Annotated in this window: 14 protein-coding genes and 1 tRNA gene; 6 read left to right on the top strand and 9 right to left on the bottom strand. The window is 43.9% G+C overall.

The genetic code is table 11. From position 1 onward, the window contains the following. Window positions 1–10: 10 nt before the first annotated feature. Window positions 11–637 (bottom strand): hypothetical protein, encoded by a 627-nt coding sequence (locus HUX74_RS18745; RefSeq protein WP_138344988.1) that lies wholly within the window; start codon window positions 635–637, stop codon window positions 11–13. A 205-nt stretch (window positions 638–842) separates the two neighbouring features. Between HUX74_RS18745 and HUX74_RS18750 the strand changes: the two genes are divergently transcribed. Next, window positions 843–1,280: a PepSY-like domain-containing protein gene (locus HUX74_RS18750; protein ID WP_005833165.1), complete on the top strand. Its 438-nt coding sequence runs from the start codon at window positions 843–845 to the stop codon at window positions 1,278–1,280. 404 nt (window positions 1,281–1,684) lie between these two features. Here the strand turns inward: HUX74_RS18750 and HUX74_RS18755 are convergent, their stop codons facing one another. The 5 genes from HUX74_RS18755 to HUX74_RS18775 form a co-directional block, all read right to left on the bottom strand. After that, on the bottom strand, window positions 1,685–2,566 hold the full coding sequence (locus HUX74_RS18755; protein WP_138344986.1) for an alpha/beta hydrolase: 882 nt from the start codon (window positions 2,564–2,566) through the stop codon (window positions 1,685–1,687). Window positions 2,567–2,675: 109 nt separating this feature from the next. Next, window positions 2,676–3,506, bottom strand: a complete 831-nt coding sequence (locus HUX74_RS18760; protein ID WP_118273913.1) for a MerR family transcriptional regulator — start codon at window positions 3,504–3,506, stop codon at window positions 2,676–2,678. 91 nt (window positions 3,507–3,597) lie between these two features. After that, window positions 3,598–4,071 (bottom strand): hypothetical protein, encoded by a 474-nt coding sequence (locus HUX74_RS18765; RefSeq protein WP_138344984.1) that lies wholly within the window; start codon window positions 4,069–4,071, stop codon window positions 3,598–3,600. Window positions 4,072–4,077: 6 nt separating this feature from the next. After that, complete coding sequence (msrA, locus tag HUX74_RS18770; protein WP_138344982.1) at window positions 4,078–4,719, bottom strand: peptide-methionine (S)-S-oxide reductase MsrA; 642 nt, start codon at window positions 4,717–4,719, stop codon at window positions 4,078–4,080. Window positions 4,720–4,840: 121 nt separating this feature from the next. Further along, window positions 4,841–4,913: transfer RNA gene (locus HUX74_RS18775), tRNA-Arg, on the bottom strand. Between the two features lie 212 nt (window positions 4,914–5,125). Between HUX74_RS18775 and asnA the strand changes: the two genes are divergently transcribed. Beyond that, on the top strand, window positions 5,126–6,163 hold the full coding sequence (asnA, locus tag HUX74_RS18780) for an aspartate--ammonia ligase (protein ID WP_117600003.1): 1,038 nt from the start codon (window positions 5,126–5,128) through the stop codon (window positions 6,161–6,163). A gap of 103 nt (window positions 6,164–6,266) precedes the next feature. Beyond that, complete coding sequence (gene ung / locus HUX74_RS18785; RefSeq protein WP_117600002.1) at window positions 6,267–6,929, top strand: uracil-DNA glycosylase; 663 nt, start codon at window positions 6,267–6,269, stop codon at window positions 6,927–6,929. A gap of 3 nt (window positions 6,930–6,932) precedes the next feature. Here ung and HUX74_RS18790 read toward each other — a convergent pair whose 3' ends face one another. From HUX74_RS18790 to HUX74_RS18800, 3 genes are all read right to left on the bottom strand, one after another. After that, window positions 6,933–9,710 (bottom strand): putative LPS assembly protein LptD, encoded by a 2,778-nt coding sequence (locus HUX74_RS18790; RefSeq protein ID WP_117600001.1) that lies wholly within the window; start codon window positions 9,708–9,710, stop codon window positions 6,933–6,935. A 79-nt stretch (window positions 9,711–9,789) separates the two neighbouring features. Beyond that, window positions 9,790–10,326 carry an HD domain-containing protein gene (locus HUX74_RS18795; RefSeq protein WP_119961171.1) on the bottom strand — a complete coding sequence of 179 codons (537 nt, stop codon included), beginning with the start codon at window positions 10,324–10,326 and terminating at the stop codon, window positions 9,790–9,792. 34 nt (window positions 10,327–10,360) lie between these two features. Next, the gene (locus tag HUX74_RS18800; protein WP_138344981.1) at window positions 10,361–12,088 is read right to left on the bottom strand and encodes a glycosyltransferase family 39 protein; all 1,728 of its coding nucleotides are present in this window, start codon (window positions 12,086–12,088) and stop codon (window positions 10,361–10,363) included. 187 nt (window positions 12,089–12,275) lie between these two features. On the opposite strand from HUX74_RS18800, the gene HUX74_RS18805 reads away from it, so the two are divergent. The 3 genes from HUX74_RS18805 (at window position 12,276) to HUX74_RS18815 (ending at window position 14,301) form a co-directional block, all read left to right on the top strand. After that, window positions 12,276–12,653: a GtrA family protein gene (locus HUX74_RS18805; protein ID WP_005833184.1), complete on the top strand. Its 378-nt coding sequence runs from the start codon at window positions 12,276–12,278 to the stop codon at window positions 12,651–12,653. A 51-nt stretch (window positions 12,654–12,704) separates the two neighbouring features. Next, the gene (locus HUX74_RS18810) at window positions 12,705–13,676 is read left to right on the top strand and encodes a glycosyltransferase family 2 protein (RefSeq protein WP_138344979.1); all 972 of its coding nucleotides are present in this window, start codon (window positions 12,705–12,707) and stop codon (window positions 13,674–13,676) included. 337 nt (window positions 13,677–14,013) lie between these two features. Continuing rightward, window positions 14,014–14,301 (top strand): hypothetical protein, encoded by a 288-nt coding sequence (locus HUX74_RS18815; RefSeq protein WP_138344977.1) that lies wholly within the window; start codon window positions 14,014–14,016, stop codon window positions 14,299–14,301. Window positions 14,302–14,357: the final 56 nt, after the last annotated feature.

The following is a 14,357-nucleotide window of genomic DNA, read 5'->3' on the forward strand; positions in this document are numbered from 1 at the left end:
CTAAATGTCATTACTTGATGTACAGAAGGCATCTATTGTCTTTCTTCTTAAAGCGCTCCAATCTACCCATTTTCTCCTTCTCGGTTTCTTTAATAGGGAACGTTATTCTACAGGTATCTTTATCATAATCGTACAATTCTCTGGCAGGAACTACATAAACAGATTCCGGACCATCACCACACCATCCAAAGCCAAAAACATAAAACAAGTTTTTTACCGGACGGCTCAACAGATTAGAATTCATATACCTCTCGTACTTTTCAATGTCTCTTATATCGAGATAAAAACCTATCTTACTTCGCCATTTACATTCTACAGCTATAATATCTCCAACTTCATGAATGGTACTCGCTGTGGTAACACACTCCATCAACAAATCCGGAGATGATGAAGACAGAGGCCTATAACCCTCAATGTATTTATCACCTCTCCAATCTAAAAGCCGCCAAAATATTTTCTTATCACATAGATCCGAATAACCATCTTTACTAATATTGGAGTTCTTCACAACCCATTCCTCAAATCTATCTCCTAAATATTCACTTTTCTTCCTTTCTTTAAAATATTGAAAGGTATCCATAAACCGATATTGGAAAACACCTACAAAATCATCGATAAACTGATTTAATATTTTCATAGCCATAATAGTCTATTGTGTCTTTAAATAATATTCATTGCAAACAAAAATTCATAGGTGAAGAGCCACAACACCCATTTTCAAAATAGATTTTTTTTTTTCATTTCCAAAAATAGAGTTTTTTTCCCAATTCTTTCCAGATTTCCTTCTCATCTTTGCAATACAAAAAACAAATAAAGTATTAATTATTAAAAAATAGAGAAGTATGAAAAAGTTAGTTATGATGTTGGTTTGTATGTTTGCAGTGCATACAATGGTAATGGCGGATAATGATAAGCCGATAGAGGTGAGCCAGTTGCCCGCGAAGGCGCAGACATTTATTAAGACTTACTTTAAAGACCATAAGGTGGCAATGGCTAAATTAGAGTCGGGAATGTTTTATAAAAGCTATGATGTGGTGTTCACGAATGGGGAGAAGGTAGAATTTGATAAATCGGGAGAATGGAAGGAGGTACGATGCAGACAAAGTGAAGTTCCTGCACAGATTGTACCGGAAGCGATACGTAACTATGTAAAGACCAATTATCCGGATGCAAGAATTCTTCAGATTGAGTACGATGACAATGAGTATGAGATAAAGTTGTCTAATCGTTGGGAAATTACATTTGACTCTAAAATGAGGGTGATTGACATTGACGATTGATGACAAGAAAGATTTTTATAAAGTATCAAGAAGCTGAAAAGAGTTGCTTGGAGAGGGTTTCTCCAGGCAACTCTTTTTTTTATACACTTCCGTACGGTAGCAGGGCATATGGTGCTGCGCTCATTGTACAACAGTGGTTGTACTACTATTCCAATTGCCCGGAGTCAACGAAGCCCCGGCTGCACTTTTGCAGTTTTTTAATCAGTGTGTCCGGAGAAGGACACTCAACCTTCTCCGGAGCTGAAAATACTGATTTATAAGGAAACGGCGCTTCTCGGCGCTTTCTGCCGGAAGGCAACTCAGGCTATGACGCTTTCAGGATTTTGGCAGACCTCACCATCGTATAGGTAGTCCCCTTAGTACAATGGCCATATCATTCAGCTTACTGAAAAATAGAGTTTTTTTCAGAGAGGTTTGTTCGGCAGAGAAATTCCAACCGCAGAACGGAAGAACAACGTTTTCAGTCCGTCATAAAATCCCGGAAGAGCAACCGTTCCATGCGTCTCTTCCGGGAACTTTTTTAATACCACCCGCAAATGCCGCTTCTCCATACGAGGAACTGCACTCCCTATAAAATCATCTGTCAGAGGAAAGTGGATCAGCTTCCTATCAGGACGCGGCTGAGTGGCAAACGCAACATACAGTTGCTTTCCTGAAAAGTCAACCTTATCTACCTGCCGTTCTACCTGTTTCTGAAAATATCCTTTATCCCACCATAAACTGGGGTCTATGGCGATGTATGTATCAAATGCACCGGGATAATTCAGCAAAACATGCAGCGTGAACAACCCGGCATAAGAATGTCCGGCCAACAAGTGTTGTCCATTCACCGGCAAGTCTTGTTCTACTGCGGGGCGTAGCTCCTCCGTCAGAAAACGGCAAAATTGTCCTGCCCCACCCCCTTCCGGTTTATCGCCCGGACGGACAGTTCCGTCACGCCGGGCAGCGGAACAGGTTGGCGTAAAGTCTCTGGTTCTGTCTGTATTCAGGACAGCCACAACGATACAGGGCGGTAAGGAAGAAACTTTGGAGGTGGAAAACAAGCGAGTAAAACCTACCACCGAATGAAAAAAAGAATCACCGTCCAGCAAATAAAGAACCGGATAACTTTCCTCTTTTTCACCCGGGCGGATTGCAGGTACATACACCCAATACTCCCTAACCTCATTCAAGACATGCGAAAACAAAGTGTGGCGAGTCCCGATAGAAATAGCTTCTTGCGCTCTCAGCAGAAAACCGAGCCAAGTGACAACTACCAATATGAACAGAATATGCAGGCTTCTCATTTCAATTCTTTTTTCAGTCTGCAAAGTTCGCAGAAAATAAGTTGACTACCTATCCCTATTTTTAGGGTATTCTCACGGTTGAAAGCTTTCCGCAGAAATCAAAGGCTGATTAAGAAGGTTTGATGGGCAACTGAATTTCCGTCATCCATTCATCCACCGTTTCTTTGTTCCAAATGCCGTCAATATGGCAAAACCGGGGACGGTCAATAACCTCGTATCCATTTGCCTCGGCATACGCAAAAAGCTCGGCGAAAGTTTCGGGCATATGCTCATAAGCACCGTAATGGTTGACACAGAGCGCAACCGGTACTTCCGGAAGTTCCTTGAATTTAATCAGCTCCGAATCTTCCTTGCGTTCAGCCACCGCTTCAAAAAACTCGATATCAATATCAACCCCATATTCCTCATTATATTCCACCGTGAAACAATATTCCGGGGCAGGACATTCACAACCCAAACGGTACATTTCAGGCCCGATGATATTCGGACAAAGATTGAACAGCTCCTGATAAGAGTCTATTTTACGGCGATGGGTAGCAAAAATTCTTGAAGGGAGGGATTTCTTAAACACTTTTTCCATAACATTCTCTTGTTTATGGAGTAAATTTTCCAATTTGGCAAGTTCGGTCTGCCGCCATATCAAGTGTTCAATCTCGTTTTTGCAACGTTCTATTTTAACCTTCAACAATTCAGCATCCGGAAATTCCTTGCCATCGGCAAACAACTCGGATATCTCTTCGAGGCTGAACCCTAATTGCTTAAGGTAAACAATACGGCTCATACACCGGAGCTGGCTGATGTCGTAATAGCGATACCCCGTCCACTCATCCACTTCAACGGGTATCATCAATCCTATCTCTTCATAATGACGAAGCGTCTTAACGGTCACTTGGCAAAGTTTGGAAAACTCTCCGATTTTAAACTTCATTTTATTCTTCATAAACTCATGCGCATTTTGTTTATGATGCAAAGATAGGTCCTGCCCTTAGGTACGAGTCAAGAGATTGCTTCAAAAAAAAACACATATTTCACTATTCGCAACGGCAATAGGTATTTGCACCGCACGTACAACGAGGCAACAGCTGCTCGCTCAGTTCATTACGGTAAAATTCATACAGCCGCCGGTACATGATTTCATAGAGTGCGGCAACTTGTTGCTCCTGCTCACTTTCATTTTGAAAACGATTTTTAAAGGGATCTTCAAAATCAAAATGCACCTGCTGCTTGGCATCCAGAGTGATAAATTTCAGTTCTTCTCCGGCTTCTTTACATAGGGTAATCACGTAGTCCCATGACCGGTGCGTATAGGTCCCGACACCAGAGGGTTTCTTGCGAGATACGCTGAAACCATTCTGTTCCATCACATTGCACACGGCATCGGGAACGCAGTTCCCCTCCATAATTCCTGCCGTAGAGATATTCATCCCCCTGCCAAATGCATGCAGGAGTTCCTGCGCGATACGGCTGCGGCACGTATCTTCATTACTTATTAACAGTATATCCATTATCCGTTACTTTTCCTGATTTAAATACTCGCCATCTCCTTCTTTCTTCATCTTCGCTTTACGCGCCAAGTCGAACAAGGCGGGGTTAATGTGGCAATATCCACCCGGATTTTTGTCCAGATAGTCTTGATGATAATCTTCGGCGGGATAGAAGTTCTTCAAAGGCTCTATCTCTACCACCAACGGACGGGAGTAGTTGGCAGCCAGCCGGTCAACAGTTTCACGAATAACGGGCAGGTCGGCGGTATCCGTATAATAGATACCCGTGCGATATTGTGTACCTCTATCACCTCCTTGCTTATTGAGGCTGGTAGGGTCAATCGTTTTGAAATAAAGGTCGATAAGGAAAGGCAAGTCCACCTTATCGGCGTCATACTGTACTTTTACGGTTTCGGCAAAGTCCGTGGTGCCGGTACATACCTGCTGATAGGTAGGATTGGCTATATTTCCATTGGCATATCCCACCTGGGTAGCCTCCACACCTTCTATTTGTTTCAGGAAATGTTCGGTACCCCAAAAACATCCTCCTGCCAGATAAATCTCTTTCATTGGTTTCATGTCTGTTCTCCTTTCTGACCGTCCTTCCGGCTTACCGGCATAGGACAGACCAATCATTAACATTGCAAAAATAAATATTATTTGTTTCATACCTCTGCCTCTATGGAAATTATAACAAGAAAGAGAACCGTATGGTTGACTTTTCTGGATGTATTGTATAAAAAAGGACTCCCTTTGCAAAGTATTCATGCAAAGGGAGTTCCTTTCTTTGTGACCCCGGTGCGATTCAAACGCACGACCTTCAGAACCGGAATCTGACGCTCTATTCACTAAGCTACGGAGCCAAATGTGGATGCAAAAGTATAAAAAAATTAGCAGATTCCTAACATTCAAACGCTTTTTATATCAAACCGAGGAATATTTTTATTATTACTTTGAGAAGACTAACCGCAATTATACAAACATTTTGCTATTTTTTTTCACAAAACAGAAGCAAGTATCAATATTATTCCTATCTTTGCCGAGCAATTTAATAGAAGTTATACTGAATAGATTTATGAGCTACCTGATAACACCTGAAGGTTACAAACCTTTATTGGACCTAAAACAGACTGAATTAGGGATTAAACAAATTAAAGAGTTTTTCCAATTAAACCTCTCTTCCGAACTGCGCCTGCGACGTGTGACAGCTCCACTGTTCGTATTGAAAGGAATGGGTATCAATGACGACCTCAATGGAGTGGAACGTGCCGTGACTTTCCCTATCAAAGATTTGGGTGACGCCAAAGCTGAAGTGGTACACTCCCTCGCCAAATGGAAACGCCTCACGCTTGCCGAATATCATATCGAACCAGGATATGGCATCTACACAGACATGAATGCCATCCGTGCCGATGAAGAGCTGGGTAATCTGCATTCCCTTTATGTAGACCAGTGGGACTGGGAACGCGTCATTACTGCCGAAGACCGCAATGTGGAATTCCTCAAGGAGATAGTAACCCGTATCTATGCAGCCATGGTGCGCACAGAATATATGGTATATGAGATGTATCCGCAAATCAAGCCTTGCCTGCCCCAGAAACTTCACTTTATTCATGCCGAAGAATTGCGCCAACTATATCCGGACTTGGAACCCAAATGCCGCGAACATGCCATTTGCAAGAAATACGGTGCGGTGTTCATCATCGGTATCGGATGCAAGCTGAGCGACGGAAAGAAACATGACGGACGTGCTCCGGACTATGATGACTATACCAGCAAAGGACTGAACGACCTCCCCGGACTGAACGGTGACCTCTTGCTATGGGACCACATCCTGCAACGCAGCATCGAACTTTCCTCCATGGGTATCCGTGTAGACAAGGAAGCCCTGCTTCACCAGCTCAAAGAGGAAGGCGAAGAGGAACGTCTGGAACTTTACTTCCACAAACGCTTGATGAATGATACACTGCCGCTTTCCATCGGCGGCGGTATAGGACAGTCCCGTCTCTGTATGTTCTATCTGCGCAAGGCGCATATCGGTGAGATACAAGCCAGTATCTGGCCAGAAGATATGCGCAAAGAGTGTAAGGAACACAATATACACCTGATTTGATATACATTTATCCCGTCATATAATATAAAGTTCAACCCTCAAAAGGTTGGACTTTATTTTTTATTTTGTACTTTAGCATCCGAAACTACTAACAGATCCAATTATGAATGTTCAAATAGAAGAAAGCTGGAAAGCACATCTGCAACCTGAATTTGAGAAAGATTATTTCCGTACATTGACTGATTTTGTACGGGACGAATATGGGAAATATGCCATATATCCTCCGGGAAAGCTGATATTCAATGCATTCAACCTATGCCCTTTTGACAAAGTAAAAGTCGTGATAATCGGTCAAGACCCCTATCATGGTCCGGGACAAGCACACGGACTTTGCTTCTCCGTAAATGATGGTGTTCCCTTCCCTCCTTCCCTACTTAATATTTTCAAGGAAATAAAAAATGACATTGGCACTGATGCCCCCACTACCGGAAATCTGACACGCTGGGCAGAGCAAGGCATATTGCTGCTCAATGCTACCCTCACCGTACGTGCACACCAAGCCGGTTCTCACCAAAACCGCGGTTGGGAAACATTTACAGATGCGGCCATCCGCATTCTCGCCGAAGAAAAAGAGCATCTTGTATTTATTCTTTGGGGAGCCTATGCCCAACGCAAAGGGGCATTCATCGACCGTAACCGACATTTGGTACTTACCTCGGCACATCCATCTCCCCTATCCGCCTATAACGGCTTCTTCGGGAACAAGCATTTCAGCAAAACGAATGATTACCTGAGAGAGCACGGGGAAAAGGAAATCGTTTGGTAAACATCAATACCACTGAATATTACTCTGAGTCTGGCTTCTCTGTTCCCATTTCAAGTCCTGCAGGATACTTGCATTGGCACGAATGGTAAAGTTATAGTATTTCCATCGTCCGAAAGGTGATATGGCAGCCGTCATGCTGAAACAGTGTAGGTCACGTGTGATGTTAAAAGCGGTCTGCGTTATCTCCTTCGCATTGAAGTCATAACCGGAATTGAAGCTGACAGCCCATTTATTGGTAAGCTTGACGTTACCGTTTATATTAAGGGAATTCAGGCTGAATTTGTACGGATAGCGCATGTTCTTACGATTAATGGGCTTACTGGTGTCTTCCGTAATATTAAAACCAGTACTAAAATTGATTGACCAAGGCATCTTGAATACCTGATAACCGTCAGCGTCAGCAGCAGCTTTCTCAGTCTTCTTCTTCGGAGCACCGCCCTCAGTGGCTTCCCCCTCCATATCACCGTCTTCCTCCGTCGAAGCATTCTGATCCTGGTCCTGCTCCTCATCATCCTTCTGACCGGTGAAGAAGTTCCTTATCTTCTTCCACGAATCATTGTTCACAGTCCAACTGAAGGATGTACCATATCCAGACCAACGGCCAAAACGACCATAAGACCATTCTGTACGGTTACCGGGCACCACCCTTCCGTTCTCGTCAAACTCGTAGGCATAAGTGGCAAAGGTAGAGTTCATACTCAAAGTATAACTCTTACTCAACTTCAGACGAAGATTAAAGGTCAAGTCACTCCAAGGACGCACCTGGGCAGCTGTGTTGTAACTGATACCCATAGTCAAATCGTCAATCAGGCTCACCTTGCGGATAGAGTCATTCTTATCCTTGAACTTCATTTCAAGGTTGTTAGAGATATTGAAACTGATAAGTCCCTGCTTTCCCCCACTTGGCGGAGTGAATACCTGACCAGCATAATAAGAATACTGCACAGTATCACGGACACCATTCTGATCCTTTATATAAGAATCGTAATAGCCATAACGGGATGAAGTAAAATCGGGCGCAGCGCTGAAACTGATAGAGGGGGTAATGACATGACGGATCTGTATCTCCTTCTTCTTCATGAACAGCGGCTTGTACATACCATAAAGTTTAGTGTTGATACCCAAACTGGCACTGTAGTCATACACACGGTGAAAACCGTAAGTCGTATCGTTTACCTCCTTGCCTTGCTCATCGTCCCAGTCCTTCTTCACCTTGCGGGTGTACCAACGCTCTGTATAATTCACAGAAGGTGTAACATTGAAGTATTTGAATAAAGTAAACGTGGCACTTACAGGAATCTCATGCTGCATACCGTTCTCCCAATCGCGTATCAAGTTCTTTTTGAACAACAGATTGTCTTTCGTCTTGATGCTGTTCTTCAGACGACCGGTATAACGTACTGAAATCTTCTCATACCACCTTTCATCTCCAACAGCATGTTTACGTTTAAAAGGGAAAATAGTACTCAAGGAAATGGTCATGTCAGGCAAAGTCACAGCAATAGAAGAGTCTTTCATACTTTGTGCAATATTACTTGACATGGAAATATTCAAATGCTGATCAGGAAAGTTGCGCGAATAGCTGACACTGGAAGTCTTGGTATTCTGAGACATAGCCTGCGAATTGTACATATTGTCAATATTGGTACGCTCATAACTACTAGTAGCAAAGTTCACACTGGCAGAAAAAGTAGAATTAGGATTTGCTTTAGGATCCTGCCGATGAGACCACACCACTTTGAAGTCTTTGGCAACTGAGTAGTCGGGCAAGCCTTTGTCACCGGTCTTAGTCACCTGATAGCTCGCCTGAAGCAAACCGGAATATTTATAACGCTTCACATAGTTCGACTCCATATTAAGCGCCCAAGAGCCTTTCGTAAAGATATCCGCCCTCAGCTTCAAATCCATTTGATCACTGATGGCAAAATAGTATCCACCGTCAGTAAGACCAAAACCACGATTAGAGTCATCCATATAGGTAGGCATCAGAAAACCAGACTGGTAACTGCTTGAGAACGGAAAAAAGAAAAACGGAACGGCAAGAGGGAGCGGTACATCCTCTACAACCAGATAGGCAGGTCCCGTCACTACATTCTTTTTCGGACGCACTTTGGCATAGGTCATCTGCATATAAAAGTGAGGATGATCATGATGATCACAAGTCGTGTAACGCCCACTTTTCATATAAAGCTCATCATTATTTCCTTTTTTTGCATTGTTACCGGTCACATACCCTTCACCCTGCTGGCTAACAACATTACTGATAAGCCCTCTTTTACTCTTGAAGTTATAACGGATAGTGTCAGTTTCGTAAGAGGTGTCTCCATCTTTAAAAACCGGACGTCCTTTAGCTGTCCCTACAGAATCGACTACACCACGAGCAAAAACCGTGCTATTATCCATATCCATAGAAATAATCTCAGCTTCCAAATCAGCTCCTGGATAACTCACTTTCCCTTGACCGTAAAGATGAGCAAAACCACTCTGTGTAAACACAATGGAGTCATTGGCTTCATAAGCGACGGGAGCATCCAGCGCATCCTTCTTGGGAGGAGGGGGAGCTATCGTATCTTGTCGCAACGAGTCATTGGGCAATCCCGCCCCATGTTGTAAAGTGTCTCCCACCTGCAAGGTGTCGCCACGTTGCAATGAATCCGTCCGTTGGGTATCCGGAGGTACAACCTTCCCTCTACGATGCTGAGAAGCAGCTCCACCAGAGAGAAGAAGCAAGACGAATAGTAGTATGAATGATATGAATGTATTTGCTTTCAATGGCGTCATTAACTAATAGTTTACGCTTGGAGGGGCAAAAGTACATAATTTATACGGATAATCTCCCTTTTTAAAGAAATTTAGATTGCTACAAGAACTGTTCGCACCAATTATCAAAGCGCCGTACCCCTTCTTCACCATAACGTTCCAAACTTTTACGGGCTTTTTCTACACTTTTCTCCTTTTCCAAATGAGTTTTTGAATAAAACTTATCGGCAAAACAGATAACTTGTTCTTCCAAGCTGACCGGAACCATTTCACGATGAGGCACAGGCAAATCCTGCGCAATGATTTCCTTCAATGAAAGTCCGGCACCCGTATGGCGTTCACAAACCAAAGCATGGCGGGGATATCCTTCGCCACGCATCAAGTCGGCTCCCAAATAACCGTGACAGATATAAGGCTTGTCACCAAAACAATGGATACCTGCCGCATCTGTAAGAAAAATGCCTATATCGTGCAGCATGGCAGCCTCGTACAGAAAATCCTTATCCAATGAAAGTTCCGGATGGCGGTCGGCAATCCATAACGACTTGTCGGCTACGGAACGGCTGTGCGTCAACAGTATATGCCGCAACTCATTCTCTTCCGGATAATATTTGTTAATGATATCTATCGGATTCATTTTAAGTTATGAGTTATGAGTTATAAGTTATGGGTTATGAATTGTCAATCACCCTGAATTTATACATACAGATTTCATTACGCATATCACAACTGCGTCTGTCTGTACGGAATATCTTTTCCAGATGATACGTCTGTTCCAGCTCTCCCAACATATTCTCCTCCTCCTTTACAGGAACCAACAAATATCCCTCCCCGCCGGACGGACGTTCCTTTTCAATGTGCCGCATGCGGTCTTTCAGATAGAAGTTAACACCATAAAAGCTCATTTTCGAGTAAGAATAGACCATACCTTCCGGAACATACATATTGATCCTTTCAGCCAGATGTTTATCAGATTTCACAGCCAGCACCGTCGGTTGATAAACAGAATCCAATGATACGAAAAGACAAAGCATACATCCTGCTATACCATATAATAATGACCGGCTATCCGCACGCTTAACCACCATGCGTGATGTGCAGACAGCAGCTACTACGGGAAGCGCCACCAGGAGCCACTTGGGAACAGACAAAGCCACATCCTCCAACGCATGCATAAAGGCTACATTCTCAGCGGCATGACGTCCGCTTCCAAAAACGCTGTCGGGAACCAGGCCGAGACGAACTACGACAAAAACAAGCGTAAGCAACAAGCCCAAAGAAGCAAAGATGATTGCACAAATCCTGAAAACTCGTGCCCCCTTTTGTACCAAAGCCAACAGATACTCAGCTATCAGCACTGCCATAAACGGATAGATGGGAAGCAGATAAACGCTCCGCTTACTCTTGGGGATGCAGTAGAAGACAAAGATTATCAGAATGACCAGCCACGTGAACAATTGTACCGGAGACTGGTTGCGGAAAGCAGTCCAGCCCTTCTTCAACCGCAACAGCAGGGTCTCCCCTTCCGGCAGACAACGCATATTTTTCCACTTCAAGCCAAACAAGGAAATTACCAGAACCAACGTCCAGGGGATCCACCCCCAAATCAAAGTCAGGAAATTATACCATATAGGATTTTCATGGGACTCGTAGGACATTTTGCCCATAAACCGCCCGGTATTCTCCTCCAGAACCAAATCGAGGAACGGTTGTCCACCTTGTCTGTAAGCTACGTATACCCAAGCTAAATAAGGAACAAAAGAAAGCAAGCCGATACCTGCCAACGAGAAAAACGCTTTCCAGAAAGAACGTCCGCGCAACAACTGATACACACCGATACATGCGCAAGGGAATATGGAGCCTACCGGCCCTTTGGTCAACGTGGCACATCCCATCAGCAACACCGCAAGCCAGGGCACTCCGCTGCATCCCTTCTCATCCCAGCGGAACAGCAGACAAAGGGAAATAACGATAAAGGCAACCTGAACCATATCGACCCGACAAGCGACAGCCGCCCGATGCACCTCGAAAGAAGACAAAAGAAGAATAGAGGCCAGAAACGCCGTTTGAACGTTTTTACGTTTTGCCACAAAGGCAAAGAACATCAACTGCATGGCTAAAAAAGCCAATGCAGACGGGAAACGGGCGGAAAACTCCGTCACCTCTCCAAAAAGGGAAGAGACGGCAGCTATTGACCAGTAGAAGAAAGGGGGTTTATAAGCAATATCAGTACCATAGTTCACCGGAAGTATCCAGTTTCCACTTTCCAGCATAGAAAGGGCAACAATCGCCTCCCGCGGTTCCCCCTTGGAATAAAAAATGGTTTCTCCCAGAAAGGGAACAACCACAAGCACACTCAGCAGCGCAATAAACCAGAACGCCTTCTTTCTGTCCGACATACCTTATTTGTTTTTTATGTTTTCTGGACGCAAAGATAGCGCAAACCGAAAGCAGATGCAAATTTATTTGCAATTTGCTGAGATGCAGCTTAATTTCGCAAAGCAAAATTACAAATAATTCTGAAACAATGCCTAACTTTGCCGCCCCAATGATAATGGCAACAGAGAGTAGATATTTAATGTTAAGATGAAGCGGCTGAAACAACTACCGGAATTTGTACGCTTCGTAATGGTGGGCATCTTTGCGACAGCTCTGCACTACGGATTGTATTTTGTATTACAACGGGTTATCAATGTAAACATAGCCTATACACTGGGATATGCTCTCAGCTTCATCGCCAATTTCTATCTGACTGCTTACTTTACCTTCGGCCGAAAGCCCTCATGGAGAAAAGCCTTCGGATTTGGAGGGGCACACTTATGCAGCTATCTGCTACACATGGGGTTGCTGAACCTCTCTCTCTGGATGGGCATCCCCAAACCTCTGGCCCCCATTCCGGTTTTCGCCATCGCCATTCCGGTCAACTTCTTACTCGTACGTTTCGTTTTCAAAAGAAAAGAGTGATAATTTGTTTTTCTCCCGATTTCTTACGAATATTGCAAAAAGATTTGTTCTATGATGGAAAACTCTCCCATACTCGCCGTTGTCGTACCTTGCTACAAAGAAGAGGCAGTGCTGCATGAAACCCATAAACGATTGAGCCAATTATTCGACCGGCTGATACAAGCCCGACAAATTTCCCCGGAAAGCTATATATTATATGTAAACGACGGAAGCACCGACCAGACATGGGCTATCATCAAAGAACTGCACCAGCATACGGCCTATGCCTGCGGACTGAACCTGGCAGGAAACGTAGGACACCAGAATGCCCTGCTGGCAGGACTCAATGCAGTAAAAGACCGTTGCGAGATAGCCATCTCCATTGATGCAGACTTGCAAGATGACATCCAGGTGATTCCGGACATGATAAACAGCTATAAAGCGGGCAATGACATCGTTTATGGCGTACGTAAAGAACGGAAGACCGACACTTTCTTCAAACGTAACACCGCTTTAGTCTTTTATCGGCTGATGAAAGCAATGGGGGTAAAATCCGTCTACAACCATGCTGACTACCGCCTGATGAGCCAAAGAGCCGTACAGCACCTATGCTGTTTCCGGGAACGCAACCTTTTTCTTCGCGGATTGGTTCCTCTCATCGGCTACCGGACGGACTGCGTGTATTACAACCGTGAAAAACGCTTTGCCGGAGAATCAAAGTATCCTTTCCGGAAGATGCTCAACTTTGCCATTGACGGCATCACTTCTTTTTCCGTCAAACCGGTCCGTATGATTTTTTGGATAGGCTGCATCTTTATTCTTGTGGCACTATGTGTCACCGGATGGACACTTCACTCCTACACACAGCATAACACCGTTCCCGGATGGTCATCACTGATGATTTCCGTCTGGTTGGTAGGAGGCGTGATACTTGTGTCCTTGGGAATTGTGGGCGAATACATCGGCAAAATATACATTGAGGTGAAGGATCGACCGCGCTACAATGAAGAAGAGCTTCTGATGCCATCCGGCAAAACAGAATAAAAGAAGCCCATCATCATTCTACACAAAAGTTTAAAAAAGGAAAAACACTTATCACGCTATCACACTATAATAAAGGTATAGGGAACAGTATGTGTCTTTCTTGCCGACAAGTTGGCAAGATTTTGCCACCCTATTGGCAAGACTTTGCCATAGGCATGGCAATGGGTTGGCAAAATTACTCTCTGGCAGACAATGAGTTAACATAACCATCAAAATCGTATCGTCACATCAGTTTATATCAAAAAAACACCAAATCGCTTGCGAAAGCGACATAAATGCCGTATCTTAGTACACGTGCAAGCAAACCATTTTGCTTACACATGATAAAAATCTGCTTATGGGAACATTAGGCTGCATCAATGACATGCTACAAAGGGATAAAGAGAACCGTGCTCTTCGCAAGCTGAGCAGAGGACGGATGCGGGAACACTACGAATACCTTGTAGACAGAAAAGGTCCTGAGAGAGCCGATGTAACCATTGAGGAAATAGAAAAAATCCGAAGAAATACTACTGAAAAGGAATTGTCAGATAAAGAACATCTATTCAGGGCAAAGACGATTCTTGCAGCATGTGCTTTAGTCTTGCTTTTATTGGGAGTACTTTGTTATAAATTGTTCTTATAAGCAGGTCTGAAACCAATTGGCAAGAAATCTACCCGGTTAAACTCATCAGCCATTGG

Origin of the sequence: Bacteroides sp. Marseille-P8574 (assembly GCF_902825465.1) — a bacterium.
GTDB classification, from domain to species: Bacteria; Bacteroidota; Bacteroidia; order Bacteroidales; family Bacteroidaceae; genus Bacteroides; species Bacteroides uniformis.